At 69.0% G+C, this 23379-nt stretch carries 28 protein-coding genes; 23 read left to right on the top strand and 5 right to left on the bottom strand.

Annotation, left to right across the window (positions count from 1 at the left end; all coding sequences use genetic code 11):
• Positions 1–58: 58 nt before the first annotated feature.
• The 5 genes from mshD (at position 59) to pstB (ending at position 5124) form a co-directional block, all read left to right on the top strand.
• Positions 59–937, top strand: a complete 879-nt coding sequence (gene mshD, locus E1287_RS26445; RefSeq protein WP_131967774.1) for a mycothiol synthase — start codon at positions 59–61, stop codon at positions 935–937.
• 282 nt (positions 938–1219) lie between these two features.
• On the top strand, positions 1220–2323 hold the full coding sequence (gene pstS, locus E1287_RS26440) for a phosphate ABC transporter substrate-binding protein PstS (RefSeq protein WP_131967773.1): 1104 nt from the start codon (positions 1220–1222) through the stop codon (positions 2321–2323).
• Positions 2324–2415: 92 nt separating this feature from the next.
• A complete protein-coding gene (gene pstC / locus E1287_RS26435) occupies positions 2416–3414 on the top strand; it encodes a phosphate ABC transporter permease subunit PstC (protein ID WP_131967772.1) in 999 nt (332 codons plus the stop codon).
• Positions 3411–4322 carry a phosphate ABC transporter permease PstA gene (pstA, locus tag E1287_RS26430; RefSeq protein WP_131967771.1) on the top strand — a complete coding sequence of 304 codons (912 nt, stop codon included), beginning with the start codon at positions 3411–3413 and terminating at the stop codon, positions 4320–4322. Before pstC ends, pstA begins: the two co-directional genes overlap by 4 nt.
• 25 nt (positions 4323–4347) lie before the next feature.
• A complete protein-coding gene (gene pstB / locus E1287_RS26425; RefSeq protein ID WP_131967770.1) occupies positions 4348–5124 on the top strand; it encodes a phosphate ABC transporter ATP-binding protein PstB in 777 nt (258 codons plus the stop codon).
• Between the two features lie 74 nt (positions 5125–5198).
• Here the strand turns inward: pstB and E1287_RS26420 are convergent, their stop codons facing one another.
• Entirely contained in the window at positions 5199–5915 is a 717-nt protein-coding gene (locus tag E1287_RS26420; RefSeq protein ID WP_131967769.1) for a response regulator transcription factor, read from the bottom strand.
• 223 nt (positions 5916–6138) lie between these two features.
• Here E1287_RS26420 and E1287_RS26415 point away from each other — a divergent pair, with 223 nt between their 5' ends.
• The 9 genes from E1287_RS26415 (at position 6139) to E1287_RS26375 (ending at position 12471) form a co-directional block, all read left to right on the top strand.
• Entirely contained in the window at positions 6139–6399 is a 261-nt protein-coding gene (locus tag E1287_RS26415; protein ID WP_131967768.1) for a MoaD/ThiS family protein, read from the top strand.
• A 127-nt stretch (positions 6400–6526) separates the two neighbouring features.
• Complete coding sequence (locus tag E1287_RS26410; protein ID WP_131967767.1) at positions 6527–7234, top strand: DUF2993 domain-containing protein; 708 nt, start codon at positions 6527–6529, stop codon at positions 7232–7234.
• An 85-nt stretch (positions 7235–7319) separates the two neighbouring features.
• Positions 7320–7835 (top strand): sigma-70 family RNA polymerase sigma factor, encoded by a 516-nt coding sequence (locus E1287_RS26405; RefSeq protein ID WP_207934469.1) that lies wholly within the window; start codon positions 7320–7322, stop codon positions 7833–7835.
• The gene (locus E1287_RS26400; RefSeq protein ID WP_131967765.1) at positions 7832–8587 is read left to right on the top strand and encodes a zf-HC2 domain-containing protein; all 756 of its coding nucleotides are present in this window, start codon (positions 7832–7834) and stop codon (positions 8585–8587) included. Before E1287_RS26405 ends, E1287_RS26400 begins: the two co-directional genes overlap by 4 nt.
• 62 nt (positions 8588–8649) lie before the next feature.
• A complete protein-coding gene (locus tag E1287_RS26395) occupies positions 8650–9078 on the top strand; it encodes a thioredoxin family protein (protein WP_131967764.1) in 429 nt (142 codons plus the stop codon).
• Between the two features lie 309 nt (positions 9079–9387).
• Positions 9388–9825, top strand: a complete 438-nt coding sequence (locus tag E1287_RS26390; protein ID WP_131967763.1) for a DUF4395 domain-containing protein — start codon at positions 9388–9390, stop codon at positions 9823–9825.
• Positions 9822–10661: a sulfurtransferase gene (locus E1287_RS26385; protein WP_131967762.1), complete on the top strand. Its 840-nt coding sequence runs from the start codon at positions 9822–9824 to the stop codon at positions 10659–10661. Before E1287_RS26390 ends, E1287_RS26385 begins: the two co-directional genes overlap by 4 nt.
• 31 nt (positions 10662–10692) lie before the next feature.
• Positions 10693–11007, top strand: coding sequence for a DUF1416 domain-containing protein (locus E1287_RS26380; RefSeq protein ID WP_131967761.1), 315 nt, complete (start codon positions 10693–10695; stop codon positions 11005–11007).
• A gap of 162 nt (positions 11008–11169) precedes the next feature.
• Positions 11170–12471 (top strand): hypothetical protein, encoded by a 1302-nt coding sequence (locus E1287_RS26375; RefSeq protein ID WP_131967760.1) that lies wholly within the window; start codon positions 11170–11172, stop codon positions 12469–12471.
• Here E1287_RS26375 and E1287_RS26370 read toward each other — a convergent pair.
• The 4 genes from E1287_RS26370 to E1287_RS26355 form a co-directional block, all read right to left on the bottom strand.
• A complete protein-coding gene (locus E1287_RS26370; RefSeq protein ID WP_131967759.1) occupies positions 12359–12952 on the bottom strand; it encodes a hypothetical protein in 594 nt (197 codons plus the stop codon). The genes E1287_RS26375 and E1287_RS26370 overlap by 113 nt on opposite strands.
• Positions 12949–13554, bottom strand: a complete 606-nt coding sequence (locus E1287_RS26365; protein WP_131967758.1) for a hypothetical protein — start codon at positions 13552–13554, stop codon at positions 12949–12951. Before E1287_RS26365 ends, E1287_RS26370 begins: the two co-directional genes overlap by 4 nt.
• Positions 13551–14303: a hypothetical protein gene (locus E1287_RS26360; protein WP_131967757.1), complete on the bottom strand. Its 753-nt coding sequence runs from the start codon at positions 14301–14303 to the stop codon at positions 13551–13553. The genes E1287_RS26365 and E1287_RS26360 overlap by 4 nt, the downstream gene beginning before the upstream one ends.
• An 81-nt stretch (positions 14304–14384) precedes the next feature.
• Positions 14385–15629 (bottom strand): S8 family serine peptidase, encoded by a 1245-nt coding sequence (locus tag E1287_RS26355; protein ID WP_131967756.1) that lies wholly within the window; start codon positions 15627–15629, stop codon positions 14385–14387.
• A gap of 229 nt (positions 15630–15858) precedes the next feature.
• Here E1287_RS26355 and E1287_RS26350 point away from each other — a divergent pair, with 229 nt between their 5' ends.
• The 9 genes from E1287_RS26350 to E1287_RS43960 all read left to right on the top strand — a co-directional run bounded on the left by E1287_RS26350 (position 15859) and on the right by E1287_RS43960 (position 23269).
• Entirely contained in the window at positions 15859–16158 is a 300-nt protein-coding gene (locus E1287_RS26350) for a hypothetical protein (RefSeq protein WP_131967755.1), read from the top strand.
• Positions 16159–16179: 21 nt separating this feature from the next.
• Entirely contained in the window at positions 16180–17460 is a 1281-nt protein-coding gene (locus tag E1287_RS26345; RefSeq protein WP_131967754.1) for a hypothetical protein, read from the top strand.
• A gap of 168 nt (positions 17461–17628) precedes the next feature.
• Positions 17629–17931: a hypothetical protein gene (locus tag E1287_RS26340; protein ID WP_131967753.1), complete on the top strand. Its 303-nt coding sequence runs from the start codon at positions 17629–17631 to the stop codon at positions 17929–17931.
• A gap of 48 nt (positions 17932–17979) precedes the next feature.
• Positions 17980–19362, top strand: a complete 1383-nt coding sequence (locus tag E1287_RS44895; protein WP_207934468.1) for a hypothetical protein — start codon at positions 17980–17982, stop codon at positions 19360–19362.
• A complete protein-coding gene (locus E1287_RS26325; protein ID WP_131967750.1) occupies positions 19362–20222 on the top strand; it encodes a hypothetical protein in 861 nt (286 codons plus the stop codon). The genes E1287_RS44895 and E1287_RS26325 overlap by 1 nt, the downstream gene beginning before the upstream one ends.
• 470 nt (positions 20223–20692) lie before the next feature.
• The gene (locus E1287_RS26320) at positions 20693–20995 is read left to right on the top strand and encodes a hypothetical protein (RefSeq protein WP_131967749.1); all 303 of its coding nucleotides are present in this window, start codon (positions 20693–20695) and stop codon (positions 20993–20995) included.
• A 33-nt stretch (positions 20996–21028) separates the two neighbouring features.
• Positions 21029–22294, top strand: a complete 1266-nt coding sequence (locus E1287_RS26315; RefSeq protein WP_131967748.1) for a hypothetical protein — start codon at positions 21029–21031, stop codon at positions 22292–22294.
• 67 nt (positions 22295–22361) lie between these two features.
• Positions 22362–22916, top strand: coding sequence for a hypothetical protein (locus E1287_RS26310; RefSeq protein ID WP_131967747.1), 555 nt, complete (start codon positions 22362–22364; stop codon positions 22914–22916).
• 200 nt (positions 22917–23116) lie between these two features.
• Positions 23117–23269 carry a hypothetical protein gene (locus E1287_RS43960; RefSeq protein ID WP_165969188.1) on the top strand — a complete coding sequence of 51 codons (153 nt, stop codon included), beginning with the start codon at positions 23117–23119 and terminating at the stop codon, positions 23267–23269.
• Positions 23270–23379: the final 110 nt, after the last annotated feature.

The raw sequence follows: 23379 nt of genomic DNA, 5'->3' as shown, positions 1-23379 counted from the left end.
CGTTTCTGTGACAACTTGATCAGGGGATTCACACCGCCGGACGCATAGGGTGGCGATCATGAGCGAGGTGCGCGCGGTGCACGGCGGCGAGGTCGCCGGTGTCCTGTCCCTGATCGAGGCGGCGGCGGACGCCGACGGGGTCGGGCCGCTGTCCGAGCATGCGGTGCTCGCGCTGCGCGGCGGACGGCCCGGGACGGCGCTCTCCGACGAAGGCGTGATCGTGGCGTACGCGCATCTCGATCCGGCGGCCGATGACGAGCCAGCGGCCGGGGAACTGGTCGTCCACCCGGGGTACCGGCGCCGGGGGCACGGGCGTGCGCTGCTCCGCGCGCTGCGGGAGGAGGCGGGCGGCCCGCTGCGGGTGTGGGCGCACGGCGACCTGCCCGCGGCCGCCGCGCTGGCGAGCGCCGAGGGCATGGCGCGGGTCCGCGCGCTGTTCCAGATGCGGCGCCCCGCGTCCGGGCCGCTGCCGGAGCCGCGCGTGGCGGACGGCGTCACCCTGCGGACCTTCGAGCCCGGACGCGACGAGCGCGCCTGGCTGGAGGTGAACGCCCGAGCCTTCGCCGACCATCCCGAGCAGGGCGCCTGGACGATCGAGGACGTCCGCGACCGCGAGACCGAGGACTGGTTCGACCCGTCCGGCTTCTTCCTCGCCGAGCGGGACGGCCGCCTCGCCGGATTCCACTGGACGAAGGTCCACCCCGGCGGCCTCGGCGAGGTCTACGTCGTCGGCGTCGACCCGGACGCGCAGGGCCTCGGCCTGGGCCGCGCCCTCACGCTGGCGGGCCTGCACCACCTCCGCGATGTCGGGGCCGACCAGTTCATGCTGTACGTGGACGAGTCGAACGCCGCGGCCGTCCGCCTGTACGAGTCGCTCGGCTTCACCCGCCACGCCGTGGACGTCATGTACGCCGCAGAGGCGCCGCCGCCCTCCTGAGACGCGCCGGGGCTCTCCTGAAACGCGCCGTTCTAAACCTGGCTTACTGGGTCTGGGTAAGTTTTTTGCGCTCGTGAGCTGCGCTGTTAACCCGGCGTACATGGCAAATCGGGGCATTCTTCGCAGTGATGCTCGTCCTCGTTCATCACTCGTTCACCTGGATCGGGGCGGCTGGTCACCTCGCCTGCCTAGCGTCGCTTCCGACGGTGACCCCGGCGCCCCAGAGAGCTGACCAGGAACGGCCCGGGGGTCCCGCGAGACGAAATTAGAGGAGACCCTCCGGTGAAGAACGGTTCCCGACTCGCCGCCCTTGGCGGCGTGGTCGTCGCGGGGGCACTGGCCCTCACCGCCTGCGGGAGCGATGACAACACGACGGCGTCGTCCAGCAAGGCGCCGACCGGCGACATCGACTGCGCCAAGGCCAGCGTCAACGCGGCCGGTTCCAGCGCGCAGAAGAACGCCGTCGAGGAGTGGACGAAGGTCTACGCCAGCAAGTGCGCGGGCGCCAACCTCAACTACAACCCGAGCGGCTCGGGCGCGGGCATCCAGGCGTTCACGAGCGGTCAGGTGGCGTTCGCGGGGTCGGACTCGGCGCTCAAGCCGGACGAGGTGCCCGCGGCGCAGAAGCGCTGCCAGGGGAACCCGGCGCTGAACCTGCCGATGGTCGTCGGCCCGGTCGCCGTCGTCTACAACCTGCAGGGCGTGGACGGGCTGAAGCTGTCGTCCGAGACGATCGCCAAGATCTTCTCCGGCAAGGTCAAGACCTGGAACGACCCGGCCATCGCGAAGGAGAACGAGGGCGCCAAGCTCCCGTCCTCGCCGATCAAGCCGGTCTACCGCTCGGACGAGTCCGGCACCACCGACAACTTCACGGACTACCTGAACAAGACCTCCCCGGACGTATGGACGTGGGAGAAGGCCAAGAAGTGGCCGAACTCCACCGGCCAGGGCGCGCCGAAGTCCGACGGCGTCACCAGCCAGGTGAAGAGCACCGCGGGCGCGATCTCCTACGTGGAGATGTCGTACGCGGAGAACAACAAGCTGCAGACCGCGCACGTCAAGAACGGCGCCGGCGAGTACACCCAGCTGTCGCCCGACAGCGCGTCCAAGGCCGTCGCCGGGGCGAAGGTCGTCGGCACCGGCAACGACGTCGCGCTGAAGATCGACTACACGACCAAGGAGCCGGGCGCCTACCCGATCGTCCTGGTCACCTACGAGATCGCGTGCTCGAAGGGGCTGCCCGCCGAGCAGGCCGGGTTCGTCAAGTCGTTCCTGACCTACACCTCGTCCGACGCCGGCCAGAAGATCCTGACGGACGTCGGGTACGCGCCGCTTCCGCCGGCCGTGCTGACCAAGGTCCAGACGTCCGTGAAGGCGCTGTCCTGACAGCGGACGACGGCACCCGCGGCCCCGCCGCCGACGAGTTCGGCGGCGGGGCTGGCGTGGGTCCGGCCGACCTGATCAAAGGAGGACCCTCCATGAGCAGCGAGAGCGGCATCGAGGCCAAGTCGGGCTCGGAGGCGGTGGCGGGCGCCCGGCATCGCGCCACCGGCGCCCGGATGAGCACCGGACGGGCCGGCGACCGTATCTTCGCCGGGGCGGCCCGCGGCTCCGGCATCATCGTCCTGGGGATCGTCGCCGCGATCGCGGCGTTCCTCGTGTGGAAGGCGATCCCGGCCCTGCAGGACAACGAGGCGAGCTTCCTCACCAGCGAGGAGTGGAACCCGAACGCGGCGCCGCCGGAGTTCGGCATCGCGCAGCTGGCGTTCGGGACGGTGGTGTCGTCGATCCTGGCGATGCTCATCGCGACGCCGGTGGCGATCGGGATCGCGCTGTTCATCTCGTTCTACTCGCCGCGGCGGCTGGCCACCGGGCTCGGCTACATCGTCGACCTGCTCGCCGCCGTCCCGAGCATCGTGTACGGGCTGTGGGGCCTGATCTTCCTGTCCAAGCACATGGAGGGCATCAGCAAGCTCCTCAACTCGACGCTCGGCTGGATCCCGCTGTTCGGCGGCGACAACCCCGGCAAGAACTCGATCTTCACCGCCTCCGTGGTGCTGGCGATCATGATCCTGCCGATCATCTCGTCCATCTCCCGCGAGGTGTTCCTGCAGGTACCGCAGCCCAACGTGGAGGCGTCGCTGGCGCTCGGCGCCACCCGCTGGGAGATGATCCGGATGTCGGTGCTGCCGTACGGACGGTCCGGCATGATCGGCGCCTCGATGCTCGGCCTCGGCCGCGCGATGGGCGAGACGATCGCCGTCGCGATGGTGCTGACGTTCGTGCCCGGCATCAACTGGCACCTGCTGGAGAACGGCGGCAGCACGTTCGCGGCCAACATCGCCAACAGCTTCGCCGAGGCGTCCACCACGGGACGCGGCGCGCTGATCGCCTCCGGGCTCGTCCTGTTCGTGATCACCCTGGTCGTCAACATGGCGGCCCGCGCGGTCGTCGCGCGCCGGAAGGAGTTCGTGTGACCGCCGTCTCCACCAGCAAGGGCCCCGCCGGCAAGCACACGAGCCTGACGTCCGTCTCGCTCGGCCGGAAGGTCAAGGACCGGGTCGTCCAGGGGCTCGTCTACCTGGCGTTCGCGCTGGCCGTCATCCCGCTGCTGTCGGTGCTGTGGACGGTCGTCGTCAACGGCCTCGAGCGGCTCGACCTCACGTTCTTCCAGTTCTCCATGAACGCGGTCAGCGGCAAGGACGCGGGCGGCGGCGCCTACCACGCCATCATCGGGACGCTGCAGCAGGTCCTCATCACCAGCCTGATCGCCGTCCCGATCGCCGTGCTGACCGCCATCTACCTGGTGGAGTACGCCGGGAACGGGCGGCTCGGCAAGATCATCAGTTTCACCGTGGACGTGATGACGGGCATCCCGTCCATCGTGGCTGGCCTGTTCGTCCTGGCGCTGTGGCTGCTGACGTTCGGGTTCGACTTCTCCGGGTTCGCCGGGTCGCTGGCCCTCACGATCCTGATGATCCCGACCGTGGTGCGGGCCACCGAGGAGATGCTGAAGCTCGTCCCGAACGAGCTGCGCGAGGCGTCCTACGCGCTCGGCGTGCCGCGCTGGCGGACGATCATGTTCGTCGTCCTGCCGACCGCGATGACCGGGATCGTGACCGGCGTGATGCTCGCCGTCGCCCGCGTGATGGGCGAGACCGCGCCGCTGCTGCTCACCATCTTCTTCACGAAGGCGATCAACAACGACCCGTTCAACGGGCCGCAGGCGTCGCTGCCCACGTTCATCTGGGAGCAGGCCGCCGACCCCAACCAGAACTCGATCGACCGGGCCTGGACGGGCGCCCTCGTGCTGATCGGGATCATCATGCTGCTCAACCTGGTCGCCCGGTTCGTCGCCCGGCGCAGCGCGCCCACGGGTCGCTGAACTATCGGAAAGGAACATCCACCCCATGGCGAAGCGGATCGAGGTCTCGGGGCTGCACGCCTACTACGGCGGCGTCCACGCCATCGAGGACATCTCGATGACGGTCGAGCCGCGCTCGGTGACGGCGTTCATCGGGCCTTCGGGCTGCGGGAAGTCCACGTTCCTCCGCACGCTCAACCGCATGCACGAGGTCATCCCCGGCGCCCGCGTCGAAGGCAAGGTGATGCTGGACGACGAGGACCTGTACGAGTCGTCCGTCGACCCCGTCGCCGTCCGCCGCGTCGTCGGCATGGTGTTCCAGCGCCCCAACCCGTTCCCCACCATGTCGATCTACGACAACGTGGCGGCGGGCCTGAAGCTGAACGGCGTGCGCCGCAAGGGCCGGCTGGACGAGATCGTCGAGGAGTCGCTGCGCGGCGCCAACCTGTGGACCGAGGTGAAGGACCGGCTCACCAAGCCCGGCGCCGGCCTGTCGGGCGGGCAGCAGCAGCGCCTCTGCATCGCGCGCGCGATCGCCGTCCAGCCCCAGGTCCTCCTGATGGACGAGCCGTGCTCCGCGCTCGACCCCATCTCCACCCTCGCCATCGAGGACCTCATCGACAAGCTGAAGACCCAGTACACGATCGTCATCGTCACCCACAACATGCAGCAGGCCGCCCGCGTCAGCGACCGCACCGCCTTCTTCAACATCGCCGGAACGGGCAAGCCCGGCAAGCTCATCGAGATCGACGACACCAGCAAGATCTTCACCAACCCGGAGCAGAAGGCCACCGAGGACTACATCACCGGCCGATTCGGCTAAGCAGGCGGAGCGAGCGGAGCGAGGAGACCAGTGCCGCGCAGCCGGGGGGCTCCGGGGCGGCACCCCCCGATGGGCTAGGTACGGGCGGGGGCCTTTTCCTCGGTGTCGCCGGGGCGGTGGTCGGGGACGAAGCGGTAGCCGACGTTGCGCACGGTGCCGATCAGGGATTCGTACTCGGCGCCGAGCTTGGCGCGGAGGCGGCGGACGTGGACGTCCACCGTCCGGGTGCCGCCGAAGTAGTCGTAGCCCCAGACCTCCTGGAGGAGCTGGGCGCGGGTGAAGACGCGGCCCGGGTGCTGGGCCAGGTACTTCAGCAGCTCGAACTCCTTGAACGTGAGGTCGAGGACGCGGCCCCGCAGCCGTGCCGTGTAGGTGGCCTCGTCGATCGTGAGGTCGCCGCTGCGGATCTCGCCGGGGACCTCGTCGTCGTCGGCCTCGGCGGCGGCGCGTCCGACCGCGAGGCGGAGGCGGGCCTCGACCTCGGCCGGTCCTGCGGTCTGCAGGAGCACGTCGTCCAGGCCCCATTCGGGGCTGAGCGCGGCGAGGCCGCCCTCCGTCACGACGGCGAAGAGGGGGCAGTCGAGCCCGGTGGTGCGGAGCAGGCGGCACAGGCTCTTGGCCTGGACGAGGTCGCGGCGCGCGTCGACCAGCAGGACGTCGGCGGGCGGCGCGTCGATCAGCGCGGACGCCTCGGCCGGGGCGACGCGCGTGGAGTGCAGGAGGAGGCCCAGCGCGGGCAGGACCTCGTCGGAGGGCTCCAACGCGTTGGTCAGCAGGAGCAAGCTGCTCACGTGCCGCCTCCCGTCCCTGAAAAAGACGTAGGACCCAGGCGGCTCATCCTCCAGCCCCGGCCACGGCCGACGGCTCAAGGACGAGGCGACCATGAAGGGTCTCTGATGAACTCCATGGCCTCGTCGCCCGGATCCCTTCCCATGAGCATATACAAGGCGCTCCGGCGGACAACGGGGTGGCCGGGTCGGGCCGGTCCAGGTGTGGGAATGAGAGTCTGGGCACATGGCCAAGGGGACGATGCGTTATTGGGCGGCGGCCAAGGCGGCGGCGGGGACGCATGAGGAGCCGTACGACGCGGGGACGCTGGCCGAGGCCGTCGCCGCGGCGGTGGCGAAGGAGGGGCGCGGCGGCGAGTTCCGGCGCGTCGTCGGGCGCAGCTCGTTCCTCGTGGACGGGGAGCCCGTCGGGACCCGCGCGCACGAGTCGGTGGAGCTCCCGGACGGCGGCGTGGTGGAGGTTCTCCCGCCGTTCGCGGGCGGTTGATCTCACCATGGTGTGATTTTTCGGGCTACGAGGTCATTCTCCGGTGCGACCCGTTCATGGGCATCCGCGCACTATGGTGTGCGCGGACTGCCATGACGGGGCGCATGCCGGAGCCCGGAGGAGAGACATGCGGAAAGTACTGCTGGTCCTGCTGGTCCTCGTGGCCGTCGGCGTGGTCGCCGCGGACCGGCTCGGCGTGCGGATCGCCGAGGACAAGATCGGCGAGCAGGTGGCGGCGCAGTACAACCTGCAGCAGCGGCCCGACGTCACCATCCACGGGTTCCCGTTCCTGACGCAGGCGATCGGCGGCGACTACGACCACATCGAGGTGACGATCGACGACTGGACGCAGCAGGGCATCACCGTCACCGGCGTCAAGGTCGACATGCGGGGCGTGAGCGCGCCGCTGTCGGAGGTCACGCAGGGCAGCGCCGCGAACGTGTCCGCGCGCACCGCGACCGCGTCCGCCGTCATCCCCTACGACGTGATCAAGAAGGAGGCGCCGAAGGGGGTCAAGCGGATCGGGCCGAAGGGCGAGAACCTGGAAGTCGATCTCGAAGGCACCTTCCTCGGCCGTCCGCTGACCAGCACCGCGATCGTGGAGGTCAAGCCGACCGCGCGCGGCATCGCGGTCACGCCCGTGTCGGTGAGCTCGGACGGCGGCCCGCCGGTCCCGCTGGCCCTGGTGAGGCAGCAGCTCACCTGGACGGTCCCGGTCGCCGACCTCCCGGTCGGGTCGCGGATCAGCGTGATCGAGCCGACGCCGGACGGGCTGCGCGTCGGCGCCACCGCCGAGAACGTCCGGCTGAACGACCTCCAGCAGAAGCAGAAATGACGCGGCGCCAGTGAAAATGGTGCGGCGCTGGTGAAAATGACAGGGCGCTGGTGAACCGGTGCGCAGACGCGTACGTGACAGGGATGTGGGTCCCACCGCGGATGAGGGTTTGCTGCGCGCCCTGTACAGCGAGCACGGAGGTCCCCTCCTCGGCTATGTCCTGCGGCTGACCGGTGGGGACCGCACCCAGGCCGAGGACGTCGTCCAGGAGACGCTGCTGCGCGCCTGGAAGCACCCGGAGGCGCTCGCGGGACGTCCCGTCCGGCCGTGGCTGTTCACGGTCGCGCGCAACCTCGTGGTGGACGCGCACCGCGCGAGACAGGCACGGCCCCCGGAGACGGGCATCGACGAGCATGTCATGATGACCGCGTCCGGCTCGGACGACATCGACCGGGCCCTGGAGTCCTGGACGGTCGCGGAGGCGCTGGCCGGGCTGAGCCCGCCGCACCGGGCCGTCCTGGTGGAGACGTACTACAAGGGCCGGTCGGTCGCGGAGGCGGCGAAGACGCTGGGCATCCCGCCCGGCACGGTGAAGTCCCGGACCTACTACGCCCTGCGGGCGCTCAAACTCGCATTGGAGGAGCGGGGGTTGGCGCCATGAACGGCTGCGTTGACGTGCGCACCTCGCTCGGGGTGTACGTGCTCGGGGCACTCGACCCCGCCGAGCGGTCCCAGGTGGAGTCCCACCTGGCGGGCTGCCCCGTCTGCCGGGACGAGCTCGCCGGGCTGGCCGGCCTGCCCGCGATGCTCGGACGGGTCGACGAGGCCCAGCTCGCCCAGCTTGCCGGACCGTCGCCCGAACTCCTGGACGGCCTCCTCGCCCGCGCGGCCGCGCAACGCGGACGGCGCGTCAGGTCCCTGGGCCGCCGGTCCGTCAACGGGCAGGGCGCCAACGGGCAGGGCGCGGGCCGCCGGGTCGCCAGATGGGCTCCGCTGGCCGTCGCTGCGTGCCTGCTGCTGGTGATCGGCGCCCTGTTCGGCGGGCTGGTGTTCCCGTCCGGGTCGGACGAGACCGTCTCGCCCCCGCCGTCTCCGTCCGCGTCGCCGTCCGCCGGCGTCGAGCGGATCGCGGCGGCGAACCCCAAGAACAACATCAATGGCTACGTGCTGCTCAAGAAAAAGAAATGGGGCACGGAGGTCGAGCTGCATCTGGCGGGCGTCCCGAAGGGGTCGCACTGCCGGCTGCTGGTGATCGCGCGGGACGGGCGGCGGGACGCGCTCGGCAGCTGGTACGTCCCGTACGACAAGGGCTACGGTGAGTACACGGGCTCGACGATGTTCCCACGCGGGCAGCTGTTCTCGTTCGAGATCGTCGGCCTGGACGGCAAGCCGCTGCTCACCATCCCCGCCTGACTGCCCCATTCCCGAGGACGTCCGGCGGAAGAACTCACCGTCCTGCGAGGTTGTCCATGTCGATGACCGGAGCATTGATCGCGGCCGCGGTGCTCGCCGCCGCCACGCTGTTCGGCCTGCTGTGGCGGCGCCGCGACGGCGTGCTGCGCGCGCAGCGGCGGCGGGAGGACGGTGAGGTGAACGAACCCCTCAGCCCGGACGACCTGGGCGTCGAACTCGGGGAGAAGGCCACGCTCCTGCAGTTCTCCAGCGCCTTCTGCGCGCCATGCAGGGCCACCCGGCGCGTCCTCGGCGAGGTCGCGGAGATGGTGGACGGCGTCGCGCACGTCGAGCTGGACGCCGAGGCGCACCTGGACCTCGTCCGCAGGCTGAACGTCATCCGCACCCCGACCGTCCTCGTCCTGGACGACGCCGGACGCGTCGTCCGCCGCGCCTCCGGAGCCCCCCGCAAACCGGACGTCATAGCCGCCCTCGGCGAGGCCATCCCATGACCCCGCAAACGACCGCGCTTCCGGCCGCCCTCCGGACCAATCCCATGAGCCATACCGGGATGACCTGGGCGAAGACGAATGTCACTGTCTCGCAAGGCGAGACGGATGTGACAGCGCGTGGATTGTCGGCTTAACATCATGTCCGTGCGTTACTGGACAGAGCAGATGCTCACGAAGCGTCGCGCGGTCGACTTCTGCCGCGTGTCCGCCTCGCTCTGTCGCATGGCCTGAGGCATCGAGCCCGTCCGCCCCCCGAGCACTTCCACTTCCAGCTCGTACGCACGCTTCCACTCCGCCAGGAGCACCCCGATGCAGGTTGACCCGCGTGGGCCGCGCTTCGGCGCTTGGGTCACGACAGCGGTTCTCGTCGTGGTGCTGGTGACCGGAAGCTGGGCACTGCTCGCCGCTCAGGCCGTCGTGTTCGCCGTCGCGACCTTCCTCGGCCTCCGGTACGCCCCGTACGGACTGCTGTTCAAAGTGCTCATCCGTCCCCGGCTCGCTCCGCCCAGGGAACTGGAGGACGCCGCCCCGCCCCGCTTCGCGCAGGGCGTCGGCCTCGCCTTCGCCCTGGCCGGGACGGCCGGTTACGCGGCGGGGATCACCTGGCTCGGCATCGGTGCCACCGCCCTCGCGCTGGCGGCGGCGTTCCTGAACGCGGCGTTCGGGTTCTGCCTCGGGTGCGAGATGTATCTGCTCATCCGACGTATCACCGCGAAATTCCGCTCCGAGAGGGAGGTTCCCGCATGAGCCGCTCAGACGTCCTGGTGGACACCGACTGGGTTGAGTCCCACCTGGACGACCCCGGTCTCGTTCTCGTCGAAGTCGACGAGGACGTGTCCGCCTACGACAAGGGCCACATCCGTGGCGCCGTGAAGATCGACTGGAAGACCGAGCTGCAGGACCCGGTCCGCCGCGACTTCGTCGACAAGACCGGGTTCGAGCAGCTGCTGTCCGCGAAGGGCATCGCGAACGACGACCTGGTCATCCTGTACGGCGGCAACAACAACTGGTTCGCCGCGTACGCGTACTGGTACTTCAAGCTGTACGGCCACGACAAGGTCAAGCTGCTCGACGGCGGCCGCAAGAAGTGGGAGCTGGACTCCCGCGAGCTCGTCACCGACGTCCCGTCCCGTCCGAAGACCGACTACACGGCCAAGGAGCAGGACCTGTCGATCCGCGCGTTCCGCGACGAGGTCGTGGACGCGATCGGCAGCAAGAACCTGATCGACGTCCGGTCCCCGGACGAGTTCAGCGGCAAGCTGCTCGCCCCCGCGCACCTGCCGCAGGAGCAGTCGCAGCGGGCCGGGCACGTGCCGACCGCGCGCAGCATCCCGTGGTCGAAGGCGGCCAACGACGACGGCACGTTCCGGTCCGACGACGAACTCCGCGAGCTGTACAGCGAGGCCGGCGTCGACCTGAACAAGGCCACCATCGCGTACTGCCGGATCGGCGAGCGCTCCTCGCACACCTGGTTCGCGCTCCGCGAGCTGCTGGGCCTGCAGGACGTGAAGAACTACGACGGTTCCTGGACCGAGTACGGCTCGCTCGTCGGCGTCCCGATCGAGCTGGGCGCACCCAAGTAAAACCGGCCGTGTGCACGGAGATGGAGGAGCAATGACCACCACCCAGGGCTGCGCAGCCCCCGAGCAGACGGCGCACCTGCCCGCGACCGTCGACCTGACGCACGAAGCCGTCATCCAGGGCAAGGTCACCCGTGGCGGCGCCCCGGTGTCCAGCGCCTACGCCCGCCTGCTCGACTCGACCGGTGAGTTCACCGCCGAGGTCGTCACCGGCGAGGAGGGCGTGTTCCGGTTCTTCGCCGCCGACGGCGACTGGACGGTGCGCGTCCTGGCCGCCGGCGGCGTCAGCGTCGACAACACCGTGACGGCGAAGACCGGCGAGGTCGCCGGCCTCGAGGTCGCCATCTGACCGGAGCCCGTCCGACCGAGGTGCTCACGCGGGCGCCCACGCGGTGAAACGGCCGCCGGACCCCGCCGTCCCGCCCATCCGGGACGGCGGGGTCCGTCGTTTCCACCGTCCCGTGCCGGTCCGCGTGCACGGGCAACGCGCCGATCCTCTACGATCAGCGCGATGCTCGGACTGTCCGCGCGGTCGCCGCTGATACTCCCGTTGGCCACGCTGAAGCTCGCGGGACGGTTCGTCCTGCCCCTCACCCTGTGGTTCACGGTCGGCGAGCTGCTGCGCTACGGCGCCATGTACGGCGGGTACCGGCTCGGCGGGATGAAGGGGACTGCGGCGACGGTCGCGCCGATCGCCACCATCGGCCTGCTGGTCGTCATCACCCTGGCGGTCGCGGTGCTGATGGTGCACAGCGTCCGGGAAGGCTTGGAGGTCGTGCACGCCCGCGAGGCGGACGGCGACCTCACGCCGTGGGCGGTCGGGAACGAGGAGTCGGTCATCGGCGCGATGGGCCGCGCCGCGCTCCCGTTCGTCATCTTCTACCTGGCCTGGGGGCTGCAGGGCGAGGACGCCCGCGAGTTCGCCGACCAGGCCGCGAGCCGGGGCTTCCAGGAGGGCGGCCTCCAGGGGCAGATCGACGCCCTCGACATGCTGCTCTCGCTGGAGCGGCACATCGGCCTCGCGATCGGCCTCACCGCCGGGCTGTTCGTGCTGAAGGTCGCGGCGGAGTGGCGGCTGGAGGAGCGGCTGCCCCGCGCCATCGGCGCCCTCGTCGCCTTCCTCGAGGTCAACTTCGCGCTGTTCGGCATCTTCACCATCGACCACCTGCGCGCCAAGGGCGTCGAATGGCTCAGCGGGCGGGAGGTCTGGGCATGGGTGACGGACGTCGCCGGGCCCGCCCTGGAGCTGTGGCCGCCGTTCAAGGACGCGGTGCTCGGCGCGCTGATCTGGCTGGTGATCGCCGGGGTGATCCTCGGCCTGGACGCGGGCGACGAGCAGGTCGTGCTCGGCCGCGGCCGCGCGGCCCGGCGGCTGGCCGCGGCGGGCGGCGTCGGCCGGGTGAACAGCCCCCGCGAGCTCCTCACCCGCGGCATCCGGGAGATGTGGCTGCCCGCCTGGTACGGGCTGCGGCTCGTCCGCCGGTCCGGGATGATGCCGTTCGCCACGTTCTGCCTGCTGTTCGCGGGCCTGGACGTGGCCGCGGAGGCGTCCCGCCGGTTCGTCTACGAGCTGATCGGGCCGCACGAGGTGACATGGTGGATCCAGGTGCTGCCGTTCGTCGGGTTCGCGACGTCGGCCGTCTTCGAGATCCTGCGGGTCTGCCTGCTGGCGGCCGCGTTCAACCTCGTCATGGCGAGGGTCAGTGTTCGAACCGCAGCGAAGGCAGTGGGTCCTCGCCCTTCCGTGACGTCTTCGGCGCCTGGATCACCAGTTCCAGCGAGTCCGCCTTGGCACGGGGCACCGTCCCCTTGACGACGATGCGCATCGCGACGCCCGCCCTAGGGGCTCCCGGGCTCGTCGCCATTGCCGACCATTCACGGCCTTCGCCGTCGACGAGCCGGTAGACGATTCCGTAGGAGCCGACCGACTTCGCACTGGCGGCGTCCCTGGGACGGACGGCGACGCCCACGCGCAGGTCGACCACGTCGTTCAAGTCGTCCTTCGCCAGGGGCGGGGCCTGCTGGCGTCCGATCTCCTTCCACTGCGCGCCGAGCATCTCGCCGACCTGCCCTGGCTGGACGCTGGTGACCTTCTCCGGCGGTTTCAGGTTCTTCTGGATGCCGTTCGTCTCGTCCACCCATTGCAGGGCGAGGAAGGCCGGGACGGCGCATATCAGCGCGAGCGCCTGGAGGATGCGCCTGTCGAGAGGACGCAGCCGTTCCGGCCGCTCCTCGGGCTCCGGCTCGGGCTCGGCCTGGACGATCGGCTGGGGCCTGGTCTCCGCCGCCGTCATGAGCCGCCCGCCTTGATGTCGTAGCGGTCGGGAGCGTTCCGGATCAGCTCGTCCGCCTTGGCGGCGGTGAGGCCGAGGTCGATGTCGGCGGCCGCGGACAGCTGCGGCAGCAGCCCGCCCGTCCCCACGATCAGATGCGCCCCTTCCAGGCGCTTCCTCGGCAGCTCGAACACGAACACCGCCGGCGTCCAGATCATCGGCTGGAACGTCGGCTGCGCCCCGCCGGACACGGAGGACGGCCGCGGGTCGTCCTTGAACGTGAACCCGCCGGGCGTCTCCAGCTCCGCCGTCCTCAGCTCCAGGGGCTCGCGATGGCTCGTCGCCCTGGCCCGGACGACGAGGTAGATCCCGTCCGTGCCGACCGGGGGCGGGTTCCCGAGGCTGAGGCCGGGCGCCAGCGACTTCGCCGCCTCCACCTTCTCCACCCGCACGCTGAAGTCGCGGTTGCGGACCTCCTCGCCGACCGCGCCGCCGCCCCGGATCGGATCCAGCTCCGCAGCCCGGACGTGGGGCTTCAGCGAATGCATCCACATCGCGCCGGCGAGCAAGACCGTCCCGCCGATCCCCGCGCCGCCCTTCAAGAGCACTTTCTGGACGTTCATCGGGGGCTCACGGTGGGCCTCGGCGAGCTCCGCGGCGCCGGACGCCCGGCCGGCGTCCGCGATGCCCGCGGCTTGGCTCCGAGCGTCGGCCGCAGGCCGTTGCCGAAGGACGGCTGCGGCTCCGGGGCCACGCTCGGCTCCGCGACGGGGAGGGTGAGGCGGCCGACGAGCGTCTCGTCCTCACGGTCGACCGTCCAGTTGAAGGCGCTGTCGGTGAACCCGTGGTCGTACGTCCATTTGCGCAGCCCGACGGTCAGCTTCCGCGGCGCGTCCACCGGGCCCAGCTTCCACATCACGGACGCCTCCACCGGCAGCTCGGGCTGCGCCACACCGGTCTTCGCGCCGGCGGCGACGCCCTCGACCTGCTCGGGCCTCACCCATTTCCCGTCCTTCGTCAGCGCGGCGACGCCGTCCGCAAGCCCGCCCGTGTCGAGCGACTCGGTCTCCTTGCCCTTGTTGACGACCCTCATCCGCACGATGAGGAAGCGCTCCTTCTTGTCGCCGAAGCCGGCGTCCACCAGCCCGACCCGCGCGTCCCGGACGGTGACGCTGAACAGCCCGAGGTCGAGCGCCTTGCCCGCCGGCTCGGCCGGCTGCTTCGGCGTCTCCTCGAAACCGCCCGTCACCCACAGCACCGGGACGAGGACGGCCACCACGCCCAGCACGCACAAGGGCACCACCCAGCGGCGCTGCCGCCGCTCCTCAGCGGGCTCCGCGGGAGGCGGAGGAACCGGTGCGTACGAGTGCATCCGCCCGATGGTAATACCCCGCCACGTTTCGGGGGTGACGGAAGGGTCCGGTCATGTCGGACGAGATCCGGTTTTGTCGGGCTACGCCTCGGACGGCTCGTCCGTGCCGCGGTTCGACGACTGGACGTAACCTGGCCGCCACCCGCGCTTCCGGCCGCGCGGGATCAGCATCCCCCCGGCCACGACCAGCACGGCGGCGCCCAGGGCCCCGCCCGCGATCCCGAGGGCCACCTTCTGGGTGGTGGGGTCCGGCCGGTCGGCCATCGCGATCCGCACCGGCGGCCCGGCCGCGTCCTGCCCCCCTGGCCTCTGGACGTTCACCGCGGTGATGGCCTCGACCGGGTTGATCATGCCGTACCCGCTGCCGGCGCCCTTGTTGCCCTCGGCCGTCCCCTCGATCCGCTCCCTGACCTGGGCGGCGGTGAGATTCGGGTGGGCCTCCAAGATCAGCGCGGCGAGGCCGGAGACGAACGGGGTGGCGAAGCTCGTGCCCTGCTCCGCGACGGCGTAGTTGCCGTCCGGCGACGTGGTCAGGATGTCCTTGCCGGGCGCGATGACGGAGACGGGCGTCTGCTGGTTGGAGAACGTGCTGACCTGACCGTCCTGGCCGACGGCGCCCACCGAGATCACTCCCTTGTAGGCGCTCGGATACATCAGGCCCGCGGGCTTGCCGTTCTTCGGGTCGATGTTCCCGGCCGCCGCCACGACGACGATGCCCTTCGCGAGCGCGTTCTCGACGGACTTCCGCAGCCGCGGGTCGTCGCCCAGCGACTGGGTCGACACGTTGATGATGTCGGCGTTGAGGCGCACGGCGGCGTCGATGCCCTTGGCCGCGAGACCGCTGTCGACGTTCTGCGCCTGGCCGGCGAACTTGATCGGGATGATCTTCGCGTCCGGGGCGACGCCGGTGAACGGGGTGACGCCCCGCTTGGCGGCGATGATCCCGGCCACCCAGGTGCCGTGCCCGAGGCAGTCCGCGGCGCCGGTCTTCGTCACGTCCTCGCCCTTGAGGACCTGCCCGGCGAGCTGCGGGTTCGCCGGGGTCACGCCGCTGTCGACCACCGCGACCTTGACGCCGCGTCCGGTGGCCCGCTCGTGCGCCGCGCCGAAGTTGAGGATCTGCTGCGCCCACGGCTGCCCGTTCTGGACGATCTGCTGCGCGGTCATGTTCCCCGCGGGCGGCTGGCAGTTCTGCGGCGCGGCGCGGGCGACCGGCGCGCGCGGGGCCAGCGGTGCGCGAGGCGCCTGCGGCGCGGCGTGCGCGACCGGCGCGGCGTACAGGGGTGCCAGACATCCGGCCACCACGGCGACCGCCGTCCATCTCATCCCGGAACTCCTTTCGCTATTCACGACTGTAGAGGACGGAAGGAGCGGTATGCCGCGTTCGGCGGCGGTATACCGCGTTCCCTCGGCGGACGGATTCGGCCGCCATCGGTAGACGGGATACGGTCGCGCATGATGTCCTATCACGCGGTATCAATGGCGATACGCTCTGCTGTGGCCGGACGGTCCACAGGCGAAGATCCGCGTGGCGGAACGAGGAAGGGCGACGGGCGTGGGGGAAGTCTCGATCAATCCGGCGCGGATCGATCAGCACGGCAAGGAGATCAAGAGCGCGGTCCGTCCCGCCCTTGACAAGGCGCGCAGCACCCTCAACGACAAGGGCACGATCGAGGGCGGCGACTTCAGCATCACCGGGACCATGGCTTCCATGGCCTATCCGATGGGCCTGCAGTTCGTCTACGAGGACCTGAACACCCACCTCGAGATGCTCGACGGGTTCGCGACGAACCTGGCCACCACGGCGAAGAACTACGGCGGCGCCGAGACGGCCAGCAAGATCAAGCAGGTCTGAGGCTAAGGGGGCCCCGCCGCAATGACCGCGTTCAATTCCTATGACGCCCTAATGGGCACGGCCGACGTCGAGGTCGGCATCGCGCAGTTCATCCTGCCCCCGGCCTTCATGATCGGGTTCCAGTTCAAGCTGAGCAAGGGCAACCCGGCCAACCTGGAGAAGGCGAGCCAGGCCTGGGACGAGGCCGCGCAGGCCATCGAGGAGACCAAGACGGTCCTCCAGCAGCGCGTGTCCGCCATCTCGGCCGCGGACTGGACGGCCAAGGACCGTCCGGCCTACGAGCAGAAGGTGCAGGAGTTCGTCGCCCAGCTCGACATCCTGCAGACCTACTGCCAGGCCGTCAGCATCGCGCTGATCTCGTTCGCGTGGGCGCTGATGGTCTACGCGATCTTCGCGGTCGCGATGGGGACGTTCCTCGCCGCGCTCGCCGCCGTCGCCGCCGCCGCCCTGGCCGGGATCATCACCGCCGGGATCACCGCGACCTGCCAGGCCATCGCCGCGACCTGCCTGACGGTCACGCTCGTCGCCACCGGCGTCCTCGCGGCGGCCGCGCAGATCGCCGCGATGGTGTTCCAGGGCGGCGCGATGCTCGCCGCGGTCGCCGAGGCGTTCAACGGCAACGACCAGGCCCTCTCCGACTTCATGACCGCGCAGGCCACCGGCTCGGCCACCGCCCTCGCCAACCTCGGCCAGAACGCGATCAACGGCGGCCTCGCCTTCGCCGGCTCGCGGCCGGGCGGCAAGGGCCTGCCGGTCTCCAACGTCGACCTGGACGCCGACCGCAACGCCAACCACACGTGGAACGTCGGCGGCGGCGCGACCGTCAAGACCCCGGGCGGGACGGAGATCACCGGCGGCGGCCACGTCAAGTACGGCGACCACGGCTTCGCCGGCGGCGACCTGTCCGGCGGTGTCAAGACCCCGGTCGGAGTCGGCGCCGACGGCAGCGTCGAGTACACCGACGAGGACGGCATCGGGCAGGGCAACGACGGCAGCATCAAGTACGGCGGCAACGTCAGCTACACCACCCCCGGCGGCGTGCCCTCGGGGGGCCAGGGCAGCCCGGAGATCCCGCTCCCGACCGTCGGCGGCAAGGTGGGCATCGAGGGCGAGCACGACTTCCAGACCGGCGAGGGCAAGGTCACCGGCACCGGCAGCGGCCAGTACAACGGCGGCGACGTCGTCAAGGGCTCCGGGACGGTCAACTACGACGGCAAGGGCGGCACCCACACGTCCGGCACGGTGGACACGCCAGGGGGCACCACCAAGTACGGCGACGAGACCCCGCCGTGGGACAAGTAAACCGTTCCACCGAGCCCCTCCGAACCGCTGACCGATGGCGGCATAGCGGTAAGGCGAGCCCACTGTGCCCTGTTCACCGGAGAGACACTACGGCCTGACCCGTGTGCCCTAGTATGTCCCGAAGCCTGATCAGACGACCCGCGACGCAGCCCGATTGGAGAGGCAGAGTTGGCTCCCAATAAGTCCGCCGACCCCCAACGGATCGCCCTGCACGGCAAGGACATCACCGACCGTGTCGTCCCGCGGCTCACGAACGCCGGAAACGCGCTCAACAGCGACGGCACGTTCAACCTCGAAGGCGGCGATTTCAGCATCACCTGCACGGCGGCGTCCACTGCCTATCCGATCGCGGTGCAGTTCGGCTTCGAGGACATCAAATTGCTGATCGACACCGCCCAGGGCTTCGCGAAGAAGATCGACGCGTCGGCGAAGAATTACGCCAAGGCCGAGGAATCCAACACGTTGGCCTGAACCTCTCCGTAACCCCCTAGCAGAGCGACGCAACGAGGAGCAGGCAGCATGGCACCACAGAACGGCGGCGGCCCAGGCAACGGCGGCGGTGGCGGTGGCAACGGCGGTGGCGGCAACGGTGGCGGTGGCGGCGGTACGGGCAATGGTGGCGGGAACTCGTCAACCGTCGGAACTCAAGGACGCGGCAAGGCCGCCACTGCAGGCGGCGCCGCGGCGGGCGGTGCGGCGGTAGCCGCACTGACGGGCGGTTCGGCCACCGCTGTCGCCGAAACGCTGATGGACATCGCGATTCCCATGGTCAGCGCCGCGGTCATCCTGCCGCCCGCGCTCATGATCTCGTTCGAGTTCCGGCTGTCCAAGGGCAAGCCGCAGAACCTCGAAAAGGCGGCGGCCCAATGGGGCAAGGCCGCCCAGGAACTGGAGCAGTCGGCGAACGACCTGCGGAGCCTGGTGCAGGGCATTCCCGACCAGGCCTGGAACATGGACGACCGCAAGGGCTACGAGAGCAAGGTCGAGGAGTTCTGCCTCCAGGTCGACGCCCTGCACAACTACTGCATGGCCGTCTCGATCGCCCTCACCGTCCTGGCGTACGCGCTCCTCGCCTACGCGATCTTCGCCATCGGGATGGCCGTCTACATCGACGTCCTCCTCGTCCTGGCGGTGGCCGCGCTGGCGAGCATCGTCGGCGCCCCCTCGTACGGCGCCATCGTCGCCGCGGCTGGCACGGGCCTGACCATCACCCACGTCGCCACCGGGATCCTCGCCACCGCCGGCTCGATGGCCGGCATGGCGATGTTCGGCGGCGCCGGGCTCACCAGCGCCTACCAGGCGGGCCACGGCAACGAGGGCGCCGGAGGCGCGTTCAAGGAGGCCCTGGTGAACGGGTCCGCCGGCGCCGCGGCCAACCTGCTGCAGAACGCCGCCAACGCCGGCCTCTCCTGGGTCAACCGGTCCGACGGCAGCACGATCAACGGCGGCCTGCCGGGCGGCAAGTCCGCGGGCAGCAAGGGCTTCCCGATCAGCGAGGTCGACCTGGACGCCGACCGCGACATCAACGAGACCTGGACCTACGGCGGCGGCGTCAAGGTCAACACCCCCGCGGGTGAGACCGAGCTCGCCGGCAACATCAAGAAGAACGAACAGGGCTGGGCCGGCGGCGAGGTCGGCGTCAACCACAAGTACACAGACCCCAGCGGCACCGTCAACGGCACCGCGGGCGGCAAGGTCACCTGGGACGAGAACGAGAACGTCGGCGGCGGTTTCAAGGCCGGCGGCGGCCACACCCCTTCGGGCAGCAAGGCCGAATACGAGGGCAACTGGGACGGCAAGGGCGACTACTCCGACAAGTACAACGTGAACACCCCCGCCTTCAACCGTGAGGGGTCCTTTGCTGAAAAGCCAAAGGACGAGACGCCTCCCTGGGACAAGTGATGTCCGCCGGACTGTTCACCGCCGCCTCATTACGCCTGAACCCATCGAACCTGTACGAGATCCAGGACGCCGCCTCCGGAATCGTCCAGGCCAATCTCGTCGAGGTGGCACGAGTCCGCGCACCGAGAGGCAATTTCCTCAGCGCCGACCGAGTCCAGACACCCCGCCTCACACTGGCCGTCAACGCCCCCGACGGCACGACCCTCCTGTACTTCGACCGCGCCGAGCACCTCAAGCTCAGCCCCGTCGCACCGCAGACGGCGTTCGTAGCCACGGACGGCAGGATTCTGGCCAGGGTGGAATTCGACAGCCACTCGGCATTCCACGGCGGCGGACGCACCCTGGGAAGCACCGAGCAAGGCCACACCCTCACACCCGCCGCCCGCCTGCTCGACGCGAACAACCAGCCTCTAGGCGACCTGGTCTACGAACAGCCCCCCGACCTGAGCCGCCCGACATTGCCCGACGGCTTCGACGCCAGAGCCATTCGCTGGATCGCCCCTGACGGCACCGTCCTCGCCCAACGCCGCGACGCGGTCCTCTATCTCGACAACCGCGTCACCGGAGTCTGGCGCCCCATAATCATCTGCTCCTACCTAGCGGTCGCCTTCGAGTTCCACCTCCCGTTCGCGGACCGCCAAGCCTCCGAAACAACACCGGAGCTCTACCCCGGCTACGCAGGCCTCCACTCCGCCTACGACGAGTTCCAGCGCAACTTCATGGACCAGTACAGACCTCCGGTCCGCACACCGCTGGGCAGAGGCATCCAACGAGACCAGCTCGAACACCTCATCAAGATCTTCGGCCCAATCGCCGGCGTAATCATCATCATCGCCCTGATCTTCAAATACATAGTCTGACCTCTAACCGCCCGCGCCAGACGAGCCACCTTGCTCAGGCGGCCTTTGTCCGCATCCCTGGCCCCGCGCGTCCTCTTCCTCCCGATGCCCACCAGGAAACGAACCCGCTGAGCAGCCACCGCACCGACAAGCGATACAAACGCAGCGAACCGGCCTCTCACCTCCAGACCAGCACAAAGTCCGACCAGTCAGTCGACAGCTTGCGGTGATTGGGTCGATCCGTTACTGCAAGTCTGGTGACTCAATTAGGACTGTCGTGACCTACACGTAAGTCGCCCACCGAACAATGGCAACGATGTCCAGCGCGTCCCCCGCCAGTCGGTGTCACTGGGCGAATTGTCGACCTTGGCCGTAAGGTGCGAACCGCATCCACATTCATTACTGCCACTGGCCTGAAACTCGAGCCGTGCCCTATCATCCATGACTGGTCAACCCCGCATCAGTTGCTTTCACCTTGACCAGGAGGGTGGATGGGCAAGAAGGACGCCGACCCATGGCGCATCCATAAGCACGGGGAAGACATAGCCAATATCGTGGTCCCATTGATAGACCGGGCTGGCCAAACCCTCTCGCAGGATGGTGCTTACAACCTCGAAGGAGGCGATTTCAGCATCGTCTGCTTCACGGCCTCTGCCGCCTACCCCATGGCCGTCCAGTTCGCGTTCGAGGACCTGAAGGCGCAGAAGCGCGTCGCCGAATCCTACGTTGAGCGTATCGGGAAGTCGGCAGATAACTACGCCAAAGCCGATCAGCAGAGCAACATCGGTCACTGACAACAGGCCACGAACGGATCGGAGAGCGTAATAATGACGACCCCCGGTACCGGAGGGACGGCCAGCGCGCCGCGGGGCAAAGCCCTGGCGGGCGGTGGCGCGGCAGCGGGCGGCGCGGGCGCGGCAGCGGCCGCCGGCGCATTCATCCCCGGCAACTCCGTGACAGGGGCGGCTGAGGGCCTGATGAACGGCGCGTTCACCATGGCCGCGTCAGCCGGCATCCTGCCACCCGCCCTTATGATCGCCTTCCAGTTCAAGTTGGCGACCGCAAAACCACAGAACCTGGAAAAGGCAGCAGGGTACTGGGAGAGTGCCGCAAAGGACCTTGAAAACGGGTCGCGGCAACTGAAGGAAATGGTCGACGGCATCCCGCAGACCGCCTGGAACATGGACGACCGGGCTGAATACGAGCGGACAGTCGACGAGTACTGCCTCCAACTCGACTACCTGCACAACTACTGCATGGCCGTCCACTACGCGCTCATCGCCCTCGCTTGGGCGCTTTTCGCCTACGCGATATTCGCGATCGGGGTGGCGGCCTTCCTCGTGTCCCTGGTCGTGGCGGCGGGAGCCAGCCTCGGGACGATGTACGGCGCCTGCGTCTCCCTGGCCCAGACAGCGCTCAGCATCACGTATGTGGTAACCGGCATGCTCGGCATGGCTGGGCACGTCTGCGCTGCCGTACTCGCCGGCGGCACCGTGGTGACCGCGAAGTACCAGGCGGACCACGGCAACGGCGAGGCCTGGAACGCGCTCAAGAAGGCCGCCGTCACCGGCTCGGCAGGAGCCGCGGCGAACCTCCTGCAAAGCGCCGCCAACACCGGCCTCGCATTCCTGAATCGCTCAAACGGTGAAAGGCACCCTATCCCTGGAACGAATGACGTTTCAGGATCTCGTGGCTTCCCGCTCCAGGAAATCGACCTCGATGCTGATCGCAAATACGACACGACCTGGAATGTCGGGGGCGGCGCCAAAGTGAAGATGCCTGGCCCGTATGGCCCGGAGGTGGAAGTGTCCGGCCACCGTCAGTATGGTCCAGAAGGTTACGCGGGCAGCGATTTCGAACTCAAGGGAAAGCAGCCGGGGCCCGGCATCGACCTCACGGGCGGCGTCAAGAAGGAATGGGACGAGAACGGCGACGCGAAGACGACGTACGGCGTCGGCGCTGAGCAGCCGCACAGCGGAGTCAAGGCTGGTTACGAAAAGGCCGTCGAGCCTGACGGGAAGGCGGAGGACAAGGCTTCATGGGTCACACCCTGGGGAAGCCAGCACAAGAATTTCGATCCGCCCTGGAAGTGACCCCGTAAAGTGATCGGGAGTGGCGATGCATAAATTGCTCAGTGCAGCGAGCATAAGGTTCACTAGCTTGGGGCGTCGACAGTACCAGTACCTCGATGCCGACGGGGAACTGCTGGCTTCCGTAAAGCAGATCGAAGGCGGGCGGCCACCCGGAAAATTGGGACGCATGTTCGCCGTGGAGCGTGACCGCACGCGCACGGTTCTTGAGGCGGTTTCGCCCGATGGCACGCCGATCTTCGCCATCGAAAGGCCGGGCAAGGAGCTCGACAATCTGTCGGCGCCGATTGTTTATTTTCCTGACGGATCCCGGGCCGGACGCATTCACAGTGATCCACTCGTTGATGGGCGAGGGCACGACAGGTGGCGGATCATGCAGGACAGGTGGCAGTTGCGTGACGCGAACGATGCCGTCCAAGGCGTCGCGGAACAGCGGATCTTCAAGAAGACCGGGTTGTTCAGGGCGCCGTCGCACAGCGACAAAGTCGACTACAGTGACCCATCCGGCACGCGGATCGCTCACTTCGACGGAAAGCGACTGGATATCAATTTCCCGCTTCCGGATGTCCTCCAGTTGCTCGTCGTCGCAACCCCTATCGCCTTCGACCTACTCGACGGCGCCTGACATCAAAGCGAAAGGGTGTTGATGCATCGGCTCCTCAGCGCGCCGCGGTTGAAGTTCAAGGGGCTGGGACGTCGTCAGTACCAGTACCTCGATGCCGATGACAACGTCCTGGCGTCTGTGAGGCAGATCGAAGGGGGGCAGCCTCGCGGGAAGCTTGGGCGGCTGCTCGCCAACGAACGTGACTACTCCCGGACGGTGCGTTGAATAAGAAGGTCGACTACATGGATGCGAGCGGAAGTCGGATCGCCCTTTTCGACGGGAAGTGGCTGGACGTGAGCCATCAGCTCCCGGACGTCCTTCAGTTGCTCGTCGTCGCGTCCCCTATCGCGTTTGACCTGCTGGACGGCGCCTGATGTCGGCGGTGCCCATAAGTGGCGGCAATGTGACGTGGGTGCTGCCAGCGGGGCAAGTCGGTGACGTTGTAGTGGCGCAGGAGTTGATGCCTGTGGGCCCGGCCGAAAGG

Source organism: Actinomadura sp. KC06 (genome assembly GCF_004348735.1).
Taxonomy (GTDB): Bacteria; Actinomycetota; Actinomycetes; order Streptosporangiales; family Streptosporangiaceae; genus Spirillospora.
The sequence above is the reverse complement of the archived record's forward strand: the minus strand, read 5'-3'. Positions and strand labels throughout refer to the sequence as shown.

What these genes read in the sequence shown, in the direction of transcription:
- mshD (WP_131967774.1), top strand. Translation starts at nt 59, where the DNA reads ATGAGCGAGGTGCGCGCGGTGCACGGCGGCGAGGTCGCCGGTGTCCTG.
- pstC (WP_131967772.1), top strand. Translation starts at nt 2,416, where the DNA reads ATGAGCAGCGAGAGCGGCATCGAGGCCAAGTCGGGCTCGGAGGCGGTG.
- pstB (WP_131967770.1), top strand. Translation starts at nt 4,348, where the DNA reads ATGGCGAAGCGGATCGAGGTCTCGGGGCTGCACGCCTACTACGGCGGC.
- E1287_RS26415 (WP_131967768.1), top strand. Translation starts at nt 6,139, where the DNA reads ATGGCCAAGGGGACGATGCGTTATTGGGCGGCGGCCAAGGCGGCGGCG.
- E1287_RS26410 (WP_131967767.1), top strand. Translation starts at nt 6,527, where the DNA reads ATGCGGAAAGTACTGCTGGTCCTGCTGGTCCTCGTGGCCGTCGGCGTG.
- E1287_RS26400 (WP_131967765.1), top strand. Translation starts at nt 7,832, where the DNA reads ATGAACGGCTGCGTTGACGTGCGCACCTCGCTCGGGGTGTACGTGCTC.
- E1287_RS26395 (WP_131967764.1), top strand. Translation starts at nt 8,650, where the DNA reads ATGACCGGAGCATTGATCGCGGCCGCGGTGCTCGCCGCCGCCACGCTG.
- E1287_RS26390 (WP_131967763.1), top strand. Translation starts at nt 9,388, where the DNA reads ATGCAGGTTGACCCGCGTGGGCCGCGCTTCGGCGCTTGGGTCACGACA.
- E1287_RS26385 (WP_131967762.1), top strand. Translation starts at nt 9,822, where the DNA reads ATGAGCCGCTCAGACGTCCTGGTGGACACCGACTGGGTTGAGTCCCAC.
- E1287_RS26380 (WP_131967761.1), top strand. Translation starts at nt 10,693, where the DNA reads ATGACCACCACCCAGGGCTGCGCAGCCCCCGAGCAGACGGCGCACCTG.
- E1287_RS26375 (WP_131967760.1), top strand. Translation starts at nt 11,170, where the DNA reads ATGCTCGGACTGTCCGCGCGGTCGCCGCTGATACTCCCGTTGGCCACG.
- E1287_RS26370 (WP_131967759.1), bottom strand. Translation starts at nt 12,952, where the DNA reads ATGACGGCGGCGGAGACCAGGCCCCAGCCGATCGTCCAGGCCGAGCCC.
- E1287_RS26365 (WP_131967758.1), bottom strand. Translation starts at nt 13,554, where the DNA reads ATGAACGTCCAGAAAGTGCTCTTGAAGGGCGGCGCGGGGATCGGCGGG.
- E1287_RS26360 (WP_131967757.1), bottom strand. Translation starts at nt 14,303, where the DNA reads ATGCACTCGTACGCACCGGTTCCTCCGCCTCCCGCGGAGCCCGCTGAG.
- E1287_RS26355 (WP_131967756.1), bottom strand. Translation starts at nt 15,629, where the DNA reads ATGAGATGGACGGCGGTCGCCGTGGTGGCCGGATGTCTGGCACCCCTG.
- E1287_RS26345 (WP_131967754.1), top strand. Translation starts at nt 16,180, where the DNA reads ATGACCGCGTTCAATTCCTATGACGCCCTAATGGGCACGGCCGACGTC.
- E1287_RS44895 (WP_207934468.1), top strand. Translation starts at nt 17,980, where the DNA reads ATGGCACCACAGAACGGCGGCGGCCCAGGCAACGGCGGCGGTGGCGGT.
- E1287_RS26325 (WP_131967750.1), top strand. Translation starts at nt 19,362, where the DNA reads ATGTCCGCCGGACTGTTCACCGCCGCCTCATTACGCCTGAACCCATCG.
- E1287_RS26320 (WP_131967749.1), top strand. Translation starts at nt 20,693, where the DNA reads ATGGGCAAGAAGGACGCCGACCCATGGCGCATCCATAAGCACGGGGAA.
- E1287_RS26315 (WP_131967748.1), top strand. Translation starts at nt 21,029, where the DNA reads ATGACGACCCCCGGTACCGGAGGGACGGCCAGCGCGCCGCGGGGCAAA.